We start from the raw sequence: 17517 nt of genomic DNA, 5'->3' as shown, positions 1-17517 counted from the left end.
GTCGGGGGTCACCGTGCGTGCGTGTCGCCGGCGGCCGCCGAGCGGGGCGCCGGGGTACGGGCATCACCCGGCGGCGGAACCAACCGGTAGAGCTCCCGCTCTCCGTCGCCGTGCCCGTACTTCTGGTCGAAGTGCCGTTTCACAGTGGCGACCGGGGTGCGGTCCCCGTCGGCGGGCTCGGCCAGCGCGAACACCGCAGGGGGTGCCCCGTGCGCGCGGGGCGGCAGCACGGCTCGCACCGTCACCGCCCCGGTCACCCGGAAATCGCGGCAGTCGACGTAGTGCTGCCCGTCCACCGTCACGTACGGCACGCGTACCTCGACCACGTCCGACTCGTCGTGGCGCAGCGTGACCGTGACCGACCAGTACCGGTCCAGGTCGAGGGTGGCCTGCTCGTGCTCCCACAGCTCCTCGAACCGGGCGTGCACGAACCCGCCCCACGGGCTGTCCATGTCCACCTCGAGCTGCGGCACGTTGAACGACAACTTCCCGATCGGGAAGAACGAGATCAGCGCCCGCCCGTCCCACTGGTAGAGCTGGATCGACGGGGAGGCGTCGTAGAGCCGGACCTGCAGGCGGTGCCGCAGCCGCGAGTCGAGCGCGTCGGCGAACGCGGCCAGGTGGCGCAGGTTGGTGCGGATCTGCCGGGGCACGTCCACCCGTTGCCGCTCCAGCTCCTCGGAGCGTTGCTGGGCGGCGGTGCAGTCGGGATCGAGCAGGAGCAACTGCACCTGAGCGCCGTTGGCGAGCGCCGCCCGCACCGCGCTCAGGGTCTCCTCGCGGTGCCGTTGCTCCAGCAGGATCGTCCAGGTGTCGAGGATGCGCACCCGCCGACCGGAGCGGTGCAGCCGCGTCACGAACGCCTGCTGGTCGAAGCTGAGGTGCTCCTGCACCCGCGCCTTGCGGGCCTCCTCGAACATCGGGTCGAAGATGACGTACGAGATGGCCGCGAGCACGACGCTGGCCCCGAGGTTGAGCAGCAGGTCGCTGAGGAAGCCGGTGCTGCGCCAGGCGGTCAGCAGCATGACGACGGCGACCGCGAACAGTGCCCCACCGACGACGAAGGCGCGTCGTTGCCGCCCGCCCCGACCAGCCCACCCGGGCATCCGGTCCCCTTCCGCCGTCGGTCGGCCCCACCGCCGCTTGCTGATCACCGGAGTTCGGAGAATACGTGCCCGCTTTGCTGGGCGCTGTCCCGTTCTCCGAGCGGCCGGTTCGCCGCTCGGACCCGGTGCACCGCTCATAGGGTGACGGTAACGGAGTCGTGCGACCACGGAGGGTGGCGGGGTGGACGAGAGCGAACGCGAGCAGGCGCTTCTCACCGTCCTGACCACCGAGCACTACGCGTTGCAGACGTCCCGCGCCGGCACCATCGCCGAGGCCACCGGCCGCGCCACCATCTTCCTGTCCGTCCTGTCGGCGGCGCTGATCGGCCTCGGCTTCGTCGCCAGCAACGACAAGCTGGTCCGGCCGTACCTGGCCGCGGTGCTGCCGACGCTGGTCATCATCGGGGTGCTGACGTTCCTGCGGCTGGTGGAGACCACCGTGGAGAACTCGTTGGACCTGCGACGGATCCAGCGCATCCGTGCCTACTACCAACACCAGCTCGCCGGCGAGCACGACTTCTTCGCCGACGCGGTGGTGGCCGAGGACGCCATGAGCACGGCCTGGAACCTGGTCGGCACGCGACCGGGGCGGTGGGAGTTCCTGCTGACCACGGCCGCACTCGTGGGCGCGGTCAATGCGGTACTGAGCGGGCTCGGCATCGCGCTGGTGGCCACGATCGTCGGGGTCAGGGGCGAGTGGGCGGTCCTGGTCGGGGTGCTGGTCGCGGTGGTGACGTTCGGCGTGCAGTTCGTGTACATCGTCCGGGCGTCGACCGCGCCGATGCGCTGATGACGCCCGCCGTGCTGGTCAGACCGATCGCCAGTCGTCGTTCGTCAACGCCGCGGCCTGGGGCCCCATCAGCAACATGCCCCCGTCGACCGGCCAGGACGCGCCGGTGACGTAGCTGGCGGCGGGGGAGGCGAGCAACGCGACCACGGCGGCCACCTCCCGGGCGTCGCCGGGCCGCCCCAGCGGCACGCCGGGCCGGTCCTGGGTGTACGGGTCGACATCCTCCTGACCGGTCATCGGCGTGGCGATCTCGCCCGGGGCGACGGCGTTGACCGTGATCCCGTCGGCCGCCAACTCCTGGGCCATCACCCGGGTCAGCAGCCCGAGCCCGCCCTTCGCGGCGCAGTACGCGGCGGAGCCCACCCGGGGCGCGTGCTCGTGCACGCTGGTGATGTTGATGATCCGTCCGCCGGCGCCGGTGGCCCGCATCCGTCGCGCGGCCCGCTGGGCGCACAGGAAGGGCGCGTCCAGGTCGACGGCGAGCACCTCGCGCCACTGCTCCCACCCGGTGTCGACGAACGGCGTCGAGGCCCCGGTGCCGGCATTGTTGACCAGCACCCCGATGCCGCCCAGCCGGTCGGCCAACTCGTCCACCACCGCCGCCGCGTCCGGAAGTCGGGTCAGGTCCACCTCGGCGACCTCGCAGCGCCGCCCCGTCGCGCGGACCTCGGTGGCCGTCCGCTCGGCGCCGTCGGGGTCGCCGTACCAGGTGATGCCGATCTCGAAGCCGGCCGTGGCCAGCGCCACCGCGCAGGCCTTGCCGATGCCGGAGTCCGCGCCGGTGACGACGGCGATCCGTGGGTAGTTCTCGTATCGCTGTGGCATCCTGCCGCACTACCCCGGCAGGGCCGGCCCAATCGCCACCGGCTTCGGCCGCCGGCCCGGAGGTCGCTCTCGGGGGCATCCCGGAACGGTCCCGGAAAGCCGGGCGGACGGCTGGTCGTCGCCTCAATATGAAGAGAAGCTACATGTAGCGACGCTTCTGGAGGTGGATCCTGTGTCTACACGACGACGACCCCTGGTCCGGGTGCTCATCGGTGTGCTTGTCGGAATGCTGGTGCTCGGCGTTGGCCTCGCCGGGGGCGCCTGGGCGCTGACCCGCCCCACCGACACCGTGGGCGCGGTGAACTTCACTCGCCCGCTTGCCGTGCCGCCGCTGGCTCCGTCCCGACTGGACGACCGAGGGCGGCGGGTCTTCGACCTTGTGGCCCAGGAAGGCTCACGTGACTTCCACGGCGACGGGCGGGCGACGGCCACCGCCGGCTTCGACGGTGGATTCCTCGGCCCGACACTGCGTGCCAAGCGCGGCGAACAGGTGCAGGTCAACGTGGTCAACAGGCTGAGCGAGGACACCAACGTGCACTGGCACGGCATGCACCTGCCGGCCCGGATGGACGGCGGCCCGCACCAACTGGTGCGCCCCGGTGCCACCTGGTCACCAACCTGGCGGGTGAGCCAACCGGCGGCCACGCTCTGGTACCACCCGCACCCGCACGGCGCGACGGAGGAACAGGTCTACCGGGGTCTGGCCGGCATGTTCATCCTCGACGACGACCGGGAGGCGGCGCTGCCACTTCCCCGCACGTACGGGGTCGACGATGTGCCGGTGATCGTGCAGGACCGCAGCTTCTCGGGCAGCGGCAAGTTCGACAAGACCCGCAACGCGTTCGCCGGCATCGGCGTACTTGGCGACACCCTGCTGGTCAACGGCACCATCGGTCCCTACCTGGACGTACGTACCGAGCGGGTCCGGCTGCGCCTGCTCAACGCGTCCACCGCGCGTACGTACGACTTCGGGTTCTCCGACGACCGGCCCTTCGCGCTGATCGGCACGGACGGGGGACTGCTGGACCGGACCGCCCGGCTGACCCGGGTACGACTCTCGCCCGGGGAACGGGCGGAGGTCGTGGTGGACGTCCGGCCGGCGGAACGGGTCATCCTGCGCAGCACACCACCCGACCTGGGCATCGGCGGGTTGTCCCGGCGCTCGGCGGGCGGCGCGGACCGGTTCGACGTGTTGCAACTACGCGCCGCCGACACCCTGACCCCGGCCCCGCCGGCCCCCGACGACCTGGTGCCGACGGACCGGCTGGACCCGGGCTCCGCGGTCACCACCCGTCGGATGGAGTTCAAGGGGCGGGGCATCAACGGCCGGTCGGTGCAGATGGACCGCATCGACTTCGCCGTCACCCGGGGTGCCACCGAGGTCTGGGAGGTGGTCAACTCCGACGGGACCCCGCACAACTTCCACGTCCACGACGTGCAGTTCCAGCTTGTCTCGGTGGCCGGCGCGGCGCCGCCGCCCGAGCTGGCCGGCTGGAAGGACACCGTCTTCCTGCCGCCGCACCGGCCGATGCGGATCGTGCTTCGGTTCGCCGACCACAGCGACCCGAACCTGCCCTACATGTACCACTGCCACCTGCTCTGGCACGAGGACAGCGGGATGATGGGGCAGTTCGTCGTGGTCGATCCGGGCCAGGCGCCAGGTCGCCCGCCCACGCACAGCGGCCACGGGGACCATGACTGAACTGTCGACGGCGTACGGTCGGCCGATGCGGATCACCCGATTCACGCACGCCTGTGTCCGCGTCGAACACGACGACGGGGTGCTGGTCGTCGACCCGGGGACGTGGAGCGAGCCGCAGGCCCTGGTCGGCGCGGACGCCGTCCTGGTCACCCACGAGCACACCGACCACGTGGACGTGTTGCGGCTCGCCGGTCTCGGGGTCCCGGTTTACGCCCCGGAGGGCGCCCGACTGCCGGATCTCGTCCCGCTGCCGGTGACCCGGGTCCGCGCGGGACAGCGCTTCACGGCGGCCGGCATACCGGTCAGCGCGAACGGCGGCCGGCACGCCGCGATCCACGACGGGCAGCCCGACTGCCCGAACCTCGGCTACCTGATCGGTGACGAGCTCTACCACCCGGGCGACGCGCTGCACGTGCCGGACGAGCCGGTGCGCACCTTGCTCGTCCCGGCCCAGGGGTCCTGGCTGCGCCTCGACGAGGCGATCCGGTTCGCCGGGGCGGTGGGCGCGGCGGCGGCGTACCCGATCCACGACGCGCAGCTCAACGACCGCGGCCTGGCCAGCGTCGCCGGCTGGTTCGCCGAGACGATCCCCGGCTACCGTCACCTGATGCCCGGCGACACCGCCTGACCCCTGTCGTCGCCGACCGTCGGGGTGCGGAAACGGGGCGCGGCGGTGGTGAGCACCGCGGCGGCCGTCGGGGTGGACCACCCGTCGGTCAGCTCCGTCACGAGGTCGGCGACCAGCCGTCTCACGGTCGGCTCGCCACCCGGGTGCAGCGCCTCGGCGACGATCAGCACCGACGAGGTGCCCGCCCGCACAGCCGACCAACCGCTCTGCCGGTTCGTCCACCGCCGGGCGTGCGCCCGCCCGGCGGAGTCGACGAAGGTCACCTCGCCCGGCTCGGGATGCTCGGTGTCGCCCGCGAAACTCAGGTACGCCTCGTCGCCGCGTGCCGGCCGGACCACCAGGTCGCCGTCGACCCGGTCCAGGTCGAGCACCGCGACCGGGATGGCGTACGCGGCCGAGATGGCGTTGCAGAGATCGACCAGCGGGTGCACCCGGGGCAGTTCGCCGTCCAGGCGCAGCCGGCGCAGCAGCGCCTCGGCGGCGCACCGGTACTTGGTGGGCCGTAACCCCATGGCCGCGTACGCCCGCCGCCACGCCTGGATCTCCGGGAACCCGCTCTCGGCCCCACCGGCGGTCAGTCGCCGTCGGGCCTCGGTGAGATAGTCGGCCGTGCGTCCGGTGACGTCGGCGGTGGCGGTGATCCCGGCGGCCTGCACCACACCGGCGGCCAGGTCGGGGTACGCGTCGCGAAGCTGCGGAGAGTGTTCGAACTGCACTGTGGTCCTATCGTTCGGTGAGGGCGAGGGTCACGCCGAGCGCGACGAACGTGCCGGCGGCGGATCGGCGCAGCCAGTCGCTTACCCGGGGTCGGGTCAGCACCCGGTCACGTACCCGGGCCGCGAAGACGCCGTAGCCGCTGAACACCACGAAGGTGAGCAGCATGAACACCGCGCCGCAGCCGAGCATCGCCCGGGTCGAGCCCGGTGCCGTGGTGTCCACGAACTGCGGCAGGAACGCGACGAAGAACATCGTCGGCTTCGGGTTGAGCAGGTTGACCAGCACCCCGGAGACGATCACCCGGATCGCCGAGCGGGGTGGGGCGTCGGTCGTCACCGCGAAGGCGTCGCGGTCCCGCGCCATGGACCAGGCCAGGTAGAGCAGGTAGCCGACGCCGAGGTAGCGGACGGTCTCGAACGCCGCGGCGCTGGTCTGCATCAGCGCGGCCAGCCCGGTCAGCGCGGCGAGCAGGTGCGGCAGCGTGCCCAGCGTGCAGGCGAACGCGGCCAGCACCCCGGCCCGCGCGCCCCGCGACAGGCCGGCGGAGAGCGTGAAGAGCACCCCGGTGCCGGGGGTGACCACCACGATCAGCGTGGTGATCAGGAACGGGATGGTCACGATCGTCCTCCGGCAGGGTTGCAGGTCTGGCTCCTGCTCACTCTGCTGCCACAATGGTCCGATGGGCAGAGCCAAACCAGCGGCGTCCGAGGGGTCCATATCGGCCGGGTCCGACTTCCTGCACCTGACCATCACCGACGCGGCGCCGGGCGGACGGGCCGACTGGCTGACCGACCGGCTGCGCCAAGCCATCGCCGAGGGCCGGGTGCCGGTCGGTGACCGGCTGCCCCCAACCCGGGTGCTCGCCGCCGACCTCGGCGTCTCCCGGGGCGTGGTCACCGAGGCATACCAGCGCCTGACCGAGGAGGGGCACGTCGCCGGTCGGGGCCGGGCCGGCACGGTGGTCGTCGCCGCGCCGGCCGCGCGTACACCCGCCCCGGCCGCCGCGCCGGCACCGGCCGCGACCTTCCCGCCGGCACCGGGCACCGACATCTTCGACGCGGTACGCGCGGCGCACGCGACCATCGACCTGACGCCCGGCGTACCCGATCTGGCCGCCTTTCCCCGCGCGGACTGGCTGCGCGCCGAACGGACCGTGCTGCGCCGCCTCGCCGCGGCCGACCTCGGCTACGGCGACCCCCGTGGCACGCCCGCGTTGCGCCAGGCCGTCGCCGCCTGGTTGGCCCGCAACCGGGGGATCAGCGTCGACCCCGTCGAGGTCATCATCGTGGCCGGCGTCTCCCAGGCGCTGGGGCTGCTCGCCCAGGCACTCACCGCCGCCGGCGTCGACCGGATCGCGGTCGAGGACCCGGGCTCGCTCGGCGTGCGGCAGCACCTCAACAACTGGCGGATGGACACCCCGCCGATCACGGTCGACGACGCCGGGCTACGGGTCGACGAGTTGGCGGCCAGTGGCGCACCGGCCGTGATGCTCACCCCCGCGCACCAGTTCCCGACCGGCGTGGTGCTCGACGGTGACCGCCGCCGCCAACTCGTCGCCTGGGCGCGGGCCGGCGGTCTGATCATCGAGGACGACTACGACGCCGAGCACCGCTACGACCGCCCTCCGGTGCCGGCGCTGCGTGGTCTGCTGCCCGAGCAGGTCTGCTACGCCGGCAGCGTCTCCAAACTGCTCGCCCCCGCCCTGCGGGTCGGCTGGCTGCTCGTACCGGCGCGGCTGCGCGAGGCGGTGGTGGCCGCCAAGCGCAACGCCGACCTGGGCAACGCCGTGCTACCGCAACTGGTGCTGGCGGAGTTGATGACCTCCGGCGCCTTCGAGCGGCATCTACGGCTGCTGCGTCGGCGACACATCCGCCGGCGGGATGCCATGATCGCCGCGCTGGCCCGCGCGTTGCCGTCGGCGACGGTGCACGGCGCCGCCGCCGGTCTGCACCTGATGATCACGCTGGACGACGCCGTGGTCGACACCGACCTCGCCGCCGCGACGCTAGCGCGCGGGGTGAAGGTGCAACCGCTGTCCTGGCACTGCCAGCGCCCCTACCGGCCGGGCCTGGTGCTCGGCTACGCGGCCCGTACGCCCACCGAGATCGAGGACGGCGTCACCGCCGTCGCCGCCGCGCTCGGCTCCGGCTAGGAGCACCCGCTCCACCGTGCTCGCCGGCGTATCCTTCGCCCGTGGCACTGCGGTTCGAGACGCGCGGCTCCGACTCGCCATGGGTCGACACCGTCTGGACCTGCACCAGCGAGCAGGTCACCGCGATGACGTCCGTGGCCGGGGTGCGCTGGGGCCTGGTGTTCTGGGAGCAGGCTGGCCGGACGCACGCGAGCATCACCGGCCCCGAGACCCGGACCGGCACGGCGCCGGTGCCGGAGGGCGCGACGTTCACCGGCATCGAGTTCGCCGTGGGCACCTCGTTGCGCGCCCTGCCCACGCCGACGCTCGTCGACGGCGGCATCGAGCTTCCCGACACCACGCGCCGGACGTTCCGGCTGGACGGCGCGCGCTGGGAGATGCCCGGCCCCGACGACGCCGAGGCCCTGGTCGACAGCCTCGTCCGGGCCGGGACCGTGGTCCATGACCTGCTCGTCGCCGAGCTGCTGCGGGGCCACCGTCCGGCCGTCTCGGGGCGTACCGTCGAACGCCGGTTCCGCGCCGCGACTGGCTTGACGCGCGGCGCGGTCCGGCAGATCGAGCGGGCCCGTACGGCGGCAGAGTTGCTGGCTACCGGCGGCCCGGCCGCTGAGGTGGTCGCCAAGCTCGACTACTTCGACGAGCCGCACCTGGCCCGGGCGCTGCGCACCTACGTCGGACGCACCGTCCGGCAGCTGCGCGAGGGCACCGGCGGCGCCATCGCCCTCGACCTGGATCAGCGCTTGACGTCGTAGACCAGCTTGAGTATCCCGTTCGAGTAACTCTCCGACTCCCGCAGCGTCAGCATGTGCTTGTCCCGGTCGGCCCGGCCGAACAGGCTCTTCCCGGCACCGAGCAGCACGGGGAAGACGAGCAGGTTGTACTGGTCGATCAGTCCCTCGTCGGACAGCCGCCGGGCCAGCTCCGCGCTCCCGTGGATGAAGATCGCTCCGCCCTCGCCCTGCTTGAGCGCGGCGACGTCCCCGGTCGAGCGCAGGATCGTCGTCGGCCCCCACCCGTCGACGAGCGCGTCGTCGGACAGCGTGCTCGACACCACGTACTTGGGCAACTCCTTGTAGCTGGCGTGGTCCTCCGAGCCGGGCCAGACCTGCGCGAACGCCTCGTAGCTGCGACGGCCGAACATCAGCGCCGTCGTGTCGACGAGCTCCTCGCCCTTCAGCGACCAGGCCTCCGGGACGAACTCCAGGTCCTTGAACACCCAACCGCTGCTGCGGTGCTCCTCACCCGGCCCGCCGCCGGGCGAGTCCACGACGCCGTCGAGCGACATGAAACCGGTGTAGACCAGGTCGCGCATGGTGGTGTCTCCTCCTGCTCGGGCGGGGCTGCCGGGTCCAGGCTAGATCGCGGTCGCCGCGCTGTCTTGGACGGAAACGACAGTGGTTCCACACGCTGCCAGGCCTGGCGGTGCCGCGATCGGGCCCCGGGCCCACCGGGCTCAGCCCAGGAACAGCTGGACGAGGACCAGCACGGCGAGCAGCGCCGGCCCACGGGAGCCCTGACGCAGCAGGTCGACCGGGATCATCCCGAACGGCGTGTTGACCGTCGCGCCGCCGTAGTCGATCGGCGGGCGGGTGCCGGAGCGGAACGCGGCGGCCACAACCCCGAGCGCCAGCGTCGGCGCCAACCAGGCTGGCCCCGGCTCGACGGTCGGCAGGGTCAGCAACCACCACACGCCCGCGCCGACCGCTGGCACCACCACGTGGATCCCGCGCAGCAGGTTGTCGCTGCCACCGAGCGCCCGGCGCAGACCGGGTGAGCGGCTGACCGCCCGCAGACCGCCGGTCAACCGGTCGGCGGCGAGGTACGCGAACACCACCTGCGCGGCCCCGGCCAACCCGGGCAGGGCCAGCGCGGCAGCGTACTGCACCCCGATCAGCGCCGCCCAGATCAGCACGGCGCTCGGGTGGCGGCGTAACCGGCGTACGTCGGCCTGGAGCAGCGCCCACCAGCCGGGGCCGGGCCGGAACCGGCGGCTGCGAACCCGCCCGATCCGGCGCCAGCGGCGGCTCTCCACCAGGCTGGCGAGCAGGCTCGGGTCCAGCAGGATGGTGGCCGTGGCGGCGGCGTTGGCGAACTGCGCGCCGGTGGTCAGGGTGGCCCGGTCGACCCGGGGCAACGCGCGTACCGCGAGGATCGTGCCCACGCCCACGAGGGGCACCGCGGCGGCGAACAACGCGACGGTCGGCGTCGTCGCCGGCCGGGGCAGCCCGTCACCGAGGCGACCGACGAGCACCACCACGGCGGTGATCCCCGCCGCCACCACCATCGGCACCGCCCCGACCAGGGTCGGCCAGCGTCGGCCGGAGCGGCTGCTCTGGGCGACGACGCTGAGCGCCAGCGCGGCCGCGCCCCACCCCGCGCCGGCCGCCGCCGCCCAACCCAGGACGGACGGTTCGGTGACCCCACCGAGCGCCGCCACGGCCACCCCGAGCGCCGCGGTGCCGGCCGCCGCGCCCACCAGCAGCAGGACGAAGCGCGGCGCCAGCCAGGCCCGGCGGTCGATGGGCGCGCTGGTCGCCCAGCTCTGCGTCGCCGGGGTGACCAGCAGCGGGCCGAGCGCGCGCAGGCCACGCCAAGCCAGCCCCGCGCCGGTCAGCAGCGCGGCGACCGCCAGCCACCACCGCACGCCCGGCTCGGCCTGCCCCACCGTGGGGGAGTCCAGCAGGTCGCGGCTGGCGCTGATCGCGAACCAGCCGTACATGCCCACGAACAGGACCATGACGTACGCGTCGCCGAGCACGTCACCGAGGGAATGGTCGTGGTGCCGGCTGCGGGCCCGGCGCAGGTGCGTCCGCACCTGTCGGGCGGTGGGCACCCCGGCCGGCGCGTCGGCGATCGTGGCCGGCGTGGCGGTCACTTGCCGATCTCGATGCGCTCGTCGACCACCGCGTCGATCAGCTCCGGGTCGTGCGAGGCCAGCAGCACGGCCGTGCCTGCCGCCCGTTCCCGCAGCAGTCGGTCGGCGAGCCACTGTCGCCCGCGGACGTCCAGCCGCTGCTCGGGCTCGTCCAGGATCAGCACCCGGCGTGGCCGGACGAAACAGGACGCCAGCGCCAGTCGGCGGCGCTGCCCGCTGGACAGCGTCACCGGCAGTTGGTCGCGGGCCGGTTCCAGACCCAGCTCGGCGAGGACCTCCTCGACCGACTCGGCGTCACCCCCGTGGGCGTACGCGACCAACTCCAGGTGCTCGACCACGGACAGGTCGGGAAAGAAGTCGATGTCGTCCAGGGCGGCCGCCACCAGCGCCCGCACCTGAGGATCGGTCTCGTCGGCCCGGCGGCCCTGCACCAGCACCTCACCCGCGTCCGGCCGGTCGGCGCCGACGACACACCGCAGCAGGGTGGTCTTGCCGCTGCCGTTGGGCCCCAGCACCACCGCGATCCGGCCCGCCGGGAGCGTGAAGCTCACATCGTCGAGCACGACCAGGTTGCCGAAGTTGCGGCTGAGTCCCCGTACCGAGAGCGCGTCCACGATCACAGAGTCTCCCAGAGCGGTGCCAGCGACCAACCCGAGCGACCTAGGTCACCCGGCTGTCGGCGTCGTCTTCCAGCCGGGCGTCGGCGGCGGCCAACCCCTGGGCGTCGGCGACCTCCTCGGCCACCGCCGCAGCGTCCGCCCAGTGCCGCCGCGCGTCGGCCCGGTCGCCCAGCGCCGCGCAGGCGTCACCCAGGTAGAGCAGGGTACGCGCCAGCCCAGCCGTCGGCCGCGCCTCCTCGCGCAGCCGGCGGCTCTCCGCCAGCAGCTCGTACGCCGTCCGCGCCTGCCCGGGGGTGCTGCTCAGCAGCGTCGCGCCGGCGTTGAGCAGTGCCGTCGCCCGGCTGGTCGGGTCGTTGACCGACTCGTACTCGCGCAGGGCTGCCCGCCACGCCTGGGCGGCGTCCAGGTGCTCGCCGAGCGCCGCGTGCACCAGCACCAGGTTGGTCAGCGCCGCCGCGTACCCGCGCGCGTCGCCCACCGACCGGAACGTGTTGGCCGCCCGCACCAGGTGGTGGTGCGCGGTGTCCGGTTCTCCCCGGGCCAGCTGGGCCGCGCCCAGGCCCAGCTCGGTGAGGGCGTGCCCGGCCCGGTCGGCGCCGGAGCGGTGTCGGCGGGACATCTCCAGGTGCTCCACCGCGTCGTCGAGCTGCCCCAGGTCGAGCAGGGCCAGGCCGAGGTTCATCCGCGCCTGGGCGTTGCCCCGCCGCCCCCGCTCGTTGACCGCGAGGGTGAGCGCGGCCGCCGCCCCCTGGGGGTCGTGCCGGCGGCGGCGCAGCACCCCCAGCTCGTTGTGCGCCCACCCGGCGATCTCCGGGCGGTCGTCGGCGGTCGGGGTGGCCAGCACGGTGCGGCAGACCTGCTCCCACTCGTCGAGCCGCTCGGCGTACGCCAGCCACCCGCACAGCGCCACGGCCAGCCGGAACCACCACCGGCGGACCCGGCGGGGCAGTGTCTCCTTCGCGCCGGCCGGCACCCGCACCACCGCCAGCAGCAGCTCCTGGTGCAGGTCGAACCAGCCGTACGGGTCGTCGTCCAGCGGCAGCGACCACTCCCGGTCCGGTGGAGAGCCGAGCACCGCCAGGTTGGCCGCGTGCCGTTCGGCCCGGCGGGCCAGGTGCCGGGTCAGCCGGGCCTGCGCGGCGACCCGGGCCCGGGCCGGATCCGCGTCCCGCAGGTGCAGTCGGGCGCTGCCGGCCAGCAGGGGGCGGATCTCGTACCGGTCGCCGGGCGCGCCGACCACGAACGCCGCGGCGGCCAACCGGTCGAGCAGCGCGGTCACCAGCTCGGGGTGCCGCCCGGCCAGCGCGGCGATGGTGGGCCGGTCCACCGGGGCGGGGACCAGCGACATCAGCCGGTACAACCGGCGGGCCTGGCGGGGCAACGCCCAGTACGCGATGTCCCGTTCGGTGACCAGACGGGCCGCCGGTGAGACGGCGAGCCGCTGGTGCGGTGGCGTCTGCACCGCGCGGCGCAGCGCGTCCAGCACGTCGGAGTGCCGCCAGCCGTGCTGGGCGGTGCGGTAACCGAGCGCGCGGACGGTGCGCGGCTGCCGCCCGCACAGGTCGACGATGTCGCGTACCGCCGGGTCGGTGCGCGGGTCGGCGCGCCGGACCCGGGCGGCGGGCGCGGCCCCGCCCGCCGTGGCGAACAGCTCCACCGCCTCGGACGTGCCCGGTTCGGCGATCCAGTGCGCGACCACACCCTCAAGACCGACGAGCGCCGGACCACCGGCGAGGAGCAGCCGGCAGGTGCGCGCGGTGGGCGGCAACAGTGGCCGGACCTGGTCGGGACGGTCGACGTTGTCCAGCACCAGCAGGATCTTGCGACCGTCGAGCTGACCGCGCAGCGCGTCGGCGGCGACGGCGAGCGCGTCCGGCCGGCCGGAGGTCGGCGGGGCGGTGCCCAGGATCCGGGCCAGCGCGGTGAGCACCTGCCGGGCCGAGCGGGGTCGGCCCCGGTGGCGCAGGTCCAGGTAGTACTGCCCGTCCGGGAAGTCCTCCCGGCACTGGTTCGCGGCCTGCACCGCGCACGCGGAGGTGCCCACCGCGCGCCGGCCCAGGACCGCCACGGCGTGCTCGCGCGCGAGCAGACCGACAAGCGCGTCGACGTGCTCGCCGCGACCGGTGAACTCGGCCGTGTAGGGCAGGTTGGGCGCCCCGGCGGCCGGGGTGGTGAGCACCTCCGTCGGCTCGGGGCCGACCTCGCGGCCGGCCCGGCGGCGGCGTACCTCGTACACCACGTAACCGACGACGCCGCCGGTGGCCAGGACGATGGTCACCGGCCCGAGCACGCTGGCCGCCAGTTCGGAGAGGAGATTGCCGGCCAGGTTGCTGGCCACGTTGGCGAGGATGCTGCCGACCACGCCGCCGATCGCGATCAGCGCCGGCCACCGCGAGCCACCGCGCCCGCCACCCGGCCCGGTCACCGCACGCCCCCGGAGACGAGCCCGGCGACCAAATGCCGCCGTGAGAGGACCACCAGCACCACCGGCAGCACCGACGCGAGCACCGAGCTGGCGGCCAACGCGCCACTGTTGCTCACGAAACTGCGGGTCTGCTCGGCCAGGAACGGCCCGAGCGGCGACGACCCCGGCCCACCGAACAGCCGACCCACCACCAGGTCGTTCCAGACCTGGACGAACTCCAGCACGGAGACCGCCACCACCGCCGACAGGTTGTGCCGGGCCAACCGGCGCAGGGTGTGCCACCACCGGCGACCGCCCAGCCGGGCGTCGCGGACCTGCTCGACCGGCAGGTCGGCGAACGCGTTGCGCAGCACCAGCACCGCGAACGGCACGCCCAGCGCGATGTGCACCAGGGCCAGGCCCTGGGCCGTGCCGGAGGAGAGCACCAGGCCCAGCACCTCGTTGACCGGCCCGGCGATGACCTGGATCGGCACGACGCTGGCCGCCAGCAGCAGCAGCCCGGTGGCCTGCGCGGCCGGCCCGGTCAGCCAGGCCAACGGGTACGCGGCCAGCAGCGCGACCACCAGCACCGTGGCGGTGACCGCGGTGGCCAGCAGCAGGGTGAAGCCCAGCGTGCGCCACAGCTCGGTGCCGGTGACCAGGTTGCGGTAGGACTCGCCGTTCGGCGGCGCCGACCACCAGCCGCGCGCGGCGGCGTCCACCCGGCCGTGCGCCGACGTGGCGACCAGCACCGCCAGCGGCACCAGCCAGGCGATCGCGGCACCCGCCGCGAGCAGCCGGAACACCCGCCGGGGTGGGGCGACCGGAGCGGGCTCCGGTGTCGCCTCCACGCGCGGCGGGGGCCAGGCCTGTCGGACGAAGAGCGCGGCCACCATGATCCCGCCGATCACCGCCACCAGCCACACCACGCCGAGCGCCGCGCCGTCGCCGGTGGTGGTGCCCCCGGAGGTCTGCCAGATCCGCAGCGCGAGCACCGAGGCCTCGTCACGGACCGAACCGGGGGTCATCACCAGGATGAGGTCGAACGTGCGGCTGGTGCCGACCGCCACCAGCGCGAAGACCACAGCGGTCGTCCGCAGCAGCAGGGGCCGCCACTGCGCGTCCCACAGCACGTGCCGGCGCCCACCGCCGTAGGCGCGGACCGCGTCGGCGAGACTCGGCGGCACCGCGTCCAGCGCGGAGCGGAAGACCAGCACCGCCAACCCGACCCAGGCCCAGACGAACGCCGACATCAACGCGACGGTGACCATCCCCGGCCCGAGCAACTGCGGCGCGTCCTCGACCGCGCGGCCGGACAGTCTCGTTGCGACCAGGGTGGCCAGCCCTCGGCTCGGATCCGGGTCGTACATCAGCCGGAAGGTGACCCCCGTGACGACCAGCGGCAACGCCACCGGCACCAGGAGGATCAACCGGACCAGGCCGCCCTCCTGGGAGCGGCGGGACGCGGCGGCGAGCAGATAGCCCAGTGCCGTCACCACCGCCGGCACCAGGAGGGCCCAGAGGACCGTCCGGCCGACCACCGCGCCGGTGCCCGGGGCGGCGAGCGCGGTCCGGAAGTGCGCCGCGCCGACCCAGCGACCGTCGGTGGTGACGCTGGCGTGCATGGTCCGCAGCACCGGCCACAGCACCAGCCCGCCGAGCAGCACCGCGGCCGGCAGCAGCAGGGCCGACGTCGCGCCGGCCGCCGGATAGGCCCGACCCCGCCGGGCCGGGCCGACGTCGTCGAGGACGGCCAGCTCGCCGAGGACCCGCACCTGGCTCATCGGCCGCCTCCCGCGCTGCGGGCCGCCGTGGCGAGCAGGCCGGTGGCCCGGCGGATCGCCTCGCTGGCCCGGACCCCGTCGGTGACGTCGGCGAAGAACCCCTGCATGATCCGCCAGATGCCGACCCCGTCCGAGCCGGTGAACGCGCCGGGCAACTGGTCGGAGAGGTCGAAGCGCAGGGTGCCGGGCGTCCGCATCTCCTCGGCGAGCCTCTGGCCGACGCGGTCCCGGTAGCCGCCGATCGCGACGTTGGTGTTGGGCGAGAGGTAACCGCCCGCGCGCAGCCATGGCTGGAACGAGTCGGCCCCGGTGAGCCACTCGACCAGCTCGACCCCACCCCGGGCGTCGGCGAACGCCACGGCCGCGTCCCCACCGACGATCAGGGGGCCGCCGCCCGGCTGGGCGCCCGGGAACCGGAACGTGACCGGTGCCTCCGAGCCGCGCTGGAAGGGGTCGGCGACGTCGGCGGTGAAGTCGGCCCCGACGAGCATCACCGCCCGCTTCGTGTGCACCACCTGGATCACCGACTCCTCGTACTGGGTGAGCAGGGCGCGACGGCCACCGCCGACGAACGCCCCGGTGATGCTCCAGAGGCCGGCGAGCCGGTCCAGCGCGTCGCGCACCGGTCTGCCCTGCCAGTCGGCGTCCGCTCGGGCCAGGGCGTTGTAACTCTCGGGTGCCACGTCGGCCAGGACGTTCTCGAACCAGTCGGTGAGCACCCAACCGTCCGCCGCGCCGATGGCCAGGGGCGCCGGCCCGCCGTCGCGGCGGGCGAGCGCGCCGAGCTCCTGGGTGCGCCGGACCAGCGCGTCCCAGTTGGCCGGCTGCTCGGGCAGCATCGAGGGCAGGTGCCAGACCAGCGACTTGTGCGCCGCCTTGACCCAGACGCCGTAGCGCTGGCCCTCGGCCGTCAGCAGCTCGCCCAGCCCGGCGGGTACCGCGTACTCGGTGGACGCGCCCACCGGGCTCAGCCACCCGCGCTGGGCGTACTCGGTGACCAAACCGGGGCGCGGCAGGATCGCCACGTCCGGGCTGGTGCCGGCGAGGTGTCGGGCCCGCAGGAACGCGTCGATGTCGTTGCCGGCGCTGACCACCTGCACCGGGGCGGGGTAACCGGCGACGACCTCGCGGAACCGGTCCAGCTCGCTGGTGCTCCAGACCACCGCGACCTGCACCGACCGGGTCCCGCCGGAGCAGCCGGCGGCCACGGCGGTGGCGCCCGCGGCGGCGGCGCGCAGCAGCGTACGGCGACTCACTCGGGCGGTCGGCCTCATCGGGTCGCCTCGCTCGGCTCGGTGACCAGCTCGTGCCGCACCGGTATCTCGGCCAGGGTGGCCGGGTCGGCGGTGCAGACCAGCACCGCCACCCCGGGGGCGTCCGGTGGCGAGAGTCGGGGCATCAGGTCACCGAGGCGGCTGTCGCCCGCCGAACCGGCCGGCAGGTCGACCACCAGCACCTCGGGCAGGCAGGCCGCCGCTCGGGCGAGCGCCACCCGGAACCGCTGGGCGGCGGAGATCTGGTGCGGCAGCAGGGCGAGGGAGAGCGCCAACTCGAGCCGGTCGACCACGGTGGCCGTCCAGTCGTTGGCCACCTCGTGCACCCGTTCGCGTTTGCGCTGGCCGTACTCGATGTTGCGGCGCACGGTGAGCTGCGGCAGCAGCGCGCCACCGGCGGGCACGTAGCCGATCTGCCGGCGGGGCGGGGGCAGGCCGGTGACGTCCCGGTCGCCGACGAGGACGCGACCGGTCACCGGCGGAGCGAGCCCGGCCAGCACCCGGGCCACCGCCGTGCCGAACCGGGGCGGCGCCACCAGGGCGGCGAGCGTGCCGGCGGGAACGTCGAGGGTCACCGGCCCGGTGCCGGGGACGGCGACCAGTGCGCGTAGCCGTAACGTGACCCTCACCTCCGGTGACC

At 74.1% G+C, this 17517-nt stretch carries 16 protein-coding genes; 5 read left to right on the top strand and 11 right to left on the bottom strand.

Features of this window, described 5'->3' with window-relative positions:
• Window positions 1-8: 8 nt before the first annotated feature.
• Entirely contained in the window at window positions 9-1106 is a 1098-nt protein-coding gene (locus ACIBD9_RS28180) for a DUF5919 domain-containing protein (protein WP_396722160.1), read from the bottom strand.
• Between the two features lie 181 nt (window positions 1107-1287).
• Here ACIBD9_RS28180 and ACIBD9_RS28175 point away from each other — a divergent pair, with 181 nt between their 5' ends.
• Window positions 1288-1896 carry a hypothetical protein gene (locus tag ACIBD9_RS28175; protein WP_396722158.1) on the top strand — a complete coding sequence of 203 codons (609 nt, stop codon included), beginning with the start codon at window positions 1288-1290 and terminating at the stop codon, window positions 1894-1896.
• Window positions 1897-1914: 18 nt separating this feature from the next.
• Here ACIBD9_RS28175 and ACIBD9_RS28170 read toward each other — a convergent pair whose 3' ends face one another.
• The gene (locus ACIBD9_RS28170; RefSeq protein ID WP_396722156.1) at window positions 1915-2721 is read right to left on the bottom strand and encodes an SDR family oxidoreductase; all 807 of its coding nucleotides are present in this window, start codon (window positions 2719-2721) and stop codon (window positions 1915-1917) included.
• Window positions 2722-2893: 172 nt separating this feature from the next.
• Here ACIBD9_RS28170 and ACIBD9_RS28165 point away from each other — a divergent pair, with 172 nt between their 5' ends.
• Together ACIBD9_RS28165 and ACIBD9_RS28160 are read left to right on the top strand one after the other, a co-directional pair.
• Window positions 2894-4423: a multicopper oxidase family protein gene (locus ACIBD9_RS28165; RefSeq protein WP_396722155.1), complete on the top strand. Its 1530-nt coding sequence runs from the start codon at window positions 2894-2896 to the stop codon at window positions 4421-4423.
• Window positions 4424-4448: 25 nt separating this feature from the next.
• Window positions 4449-5051 (top strand): MBL fold metallo-hydrolase, encoded by a 603-nt coding sequence (locus ACIBD9_RS28160; RefSeq protein ID WP_396722153.1) that lies wholly within the window; start codon window positions 4449-4451, stop codon window positions 5049-5051.
• On the opposite strand, the gene ACIBD9_RS28155 is transcribed toward ACIBD9_RS28160, so the two are convergent.
• A complete protein-coding gene (locus ACIBD9_RS28155) occupies window positions 5024-5767 on the bottom strand; it encodes a B3/4 domain-containing protein (RefSeq protein WP_396722151.1) in 744 nt (247 codons plus the stop codon). The two genes, ACIBD9_RS28160 and ACIBD9_RS28155, sit on opposite strands and share 28 nt — an antisense overlap.
• A 7-nt stretch (window positions 5768-5774) precedes the next feature.
• Window positions 5775-6386, bottom strand: a complete 612-nt coding sequence (locus ACIBD9_RS28150; protein ID WP_396722150.1) for a LysE family translocator — start codon at window positions 6384-6386, stop codon at window positions 5775-5777.
• Window positions 6387-6447: 61 nt separating this feature from the next.
• Here ACIBD9_RS28150 and ACIBD9_RS28145 point away from each other — a divergent pair, with 61 nt between their 5' ends.
• Both ACIBD9_RS28145 and ACIBD9_RS28140 read left to right on the top strand, forming a co-directional pair.
• Window positions 6448-7920: a PLP-dependent aminotransferase family protein gene (locus ACIBD9_RS28145; RefSeq protein ID WP_396722148.1), complete on the top strand. Its 1473-nt coding sequence runs from the start codon at window positions 6448-6450 to the stop codon at window positions 7918-7920.
• Between the two features lie 41 nt (window positions 7921-7961).
• Window positions 7962-8672, top strand: a complete 711-nt coding sequence (locus ACIBD9_RS28140) for a helix-turn-helix domain-containing protein (protein ID WP_396722146.1) — start codon at window positions 7962-7964, stop codon at window positions 8670-8672.
• Here the strand turns inward: ACIBD9_RS28140 and ACIBD9_RS28135 are convergent.
• From ACIBD9_RS28135 to ACIBD9_RS28105, 7 genes are all read right to left on the bottom strand, one after another.
• Entirely contained in the window at window positions 8654-9232 is a 579-nt protein-coding gene (locus ACIBD9_RS28135; protein ID WP_396722145.1) for a dihydrofolate reductase family protein, read from the bottom strand. The two genes, ACIBD9_RS28140 and ACIBD9_RS28135, sit on opposite strands and share 19 nt — an antisense overlap.
• 141 nt (window positions 9233-9373) lie before the next feature.
• Window positions 9374-10795, bottom strand: coding sequence for a DUF6297 family protein (locus ACIBD9_RS28130; RefSeq protein WP_396722143.1), 1422 nt, complete (start codon window positions 10793-10795; stop codon window positions 9374-9376).
• Window positions 10792-11415: an ATP-binding cassette domain-containing protein gene (locus ACIBD9_RS28125; protein WP_396722142.1), complete on the bottom strand. Its 624-nt coding sequence runs from the start codon at window positions 11413-11415 to the stop codon at window positions 10792-10794. The genes ACIBD9_RS28130 and ACIBD9_RS28125 overlap by 4 nt, the downstream gene beginning before the upstream one ends.
• Window positions 11416-11455: 40 nt before the next feature.
• Window positions 11456-13840, bottom strand: a complete 2385-nt coding sequence (locus tag ACIBD9_RS28120) for a hypothetical protein (protein ID WP_396722140.1) — start codon at window positions 13838-13840, stop codon at window positions 11456-11458.
• Entirely contained in the window at window positions 13837-15603 is a 1767-nt protein-coding gene (locus tag ACIBD9_RS28115; protein WP_396722138.1) for a hypothetical protein, read from the bottom strand. Before ACIBD9_RS28115 ends, ACIBD9_RS28120 begins: the two co-directional genes overlap by 4 nt.
• Window positions 15600-16877: an extracellular solute-binding protein gene (locus ACIBD9_RS28110; RefSeq protein WP_396722136.1), complete on the bottom strand. Its 1278-nt coding sequence runs from the start codon at window positions 16875-16877 to the stop codon at window positions 15600-15602. The genes ACIBD9_RS28115 and ACIBD9_RS28110 overlap by 4 nt, the downstream gene beginning before the upstream one ends.
• Window positions 16874-17506, bottom strand: a complete 633-nt coding sequence (locus ACIBD9_RS28105) for an ATP-binding cassette domain-containing protein (protein ID WP_396722134.1) — start codon at window positions 17504-17506, stop codon at window positions 16874-16876. The genes ACIBD9_RS28110 and ACIBD9_RS28105 overlap by 4 nt, the downstream gene beginning before the upstream one ends.
• Window positions 17507-17517: the final 11 nt, after the last annotated feature.

This window comes from Micromonospora sp. NPDC050784, from assembly GCF_044456765.1.
Lineage (GTDB): Bacteria > Actinomycetota > Actinomycetes > Mycobacteriales > Micromonosporaceae > Micromonospora > Micromonospora foliorum.
The sequence above is the reverse complement of the archived record's forward strand: the minus strand, read 5'-3'. Positions and strand labels throughout refer to the sequence as shown.

Excerpts from the sequence above, each read along its gene's own strand:
- ACIBD9_RS28180 (WP_396722160.1), bottom strand. The coding sequence starts at position 1,106 with ATGCCCGGGTGGGCTGGTCGGGGCGGGCGGCAACGACGCGCCTTCGTC.
- ACIBD9_RS28170 (WP_396722156.1), bottom strand. The coding sequence starts at position 2,721 with ATGCCACAGCGATACGAGAACTACCCACGGATCGCCGTCGTCACCGGC.
- ACIBD9_RS28160 (WP_396722153.1), top strand. The coding sequence starts at position 4,449 with ATGCGGATCACCCGATTCACGCACGCCTGTGTCCGCGTCGAACACGAC.
- ACIBD9_RS28145 (WP_396722148.1), top strand. The coding sequence starts at position 6,448 with ATGGGCAGAGCCAAACCAGCGGCGTCCGAGGGGTCCATATCGGCCGGG.
- ACIBD9_RS28135 (WP_396722145.1), bottom strand. The coding sequence starts at position 9,232 with ATGCGCGACCTGGTCTACACCGGTTTCATGTCGCTCGACGGCGTCGTG.
- ACIBD9_RS28115 (WP_396722138.1), bottom strand. The coding sequence starts at position 15,603 with ATGAGCCAGGTGCGGGTCCTCGGCGAGCTGGCCGTCCTCGACGACGTC.
- ACIBD9_RS28110 (WP_396722136.1), bottom strand. The coding sequence starts at position 16,877 with ATGAGGCCGACCGCCCGAGTGAGTCGCCGTACGCTGCTGCGCGCCGCC.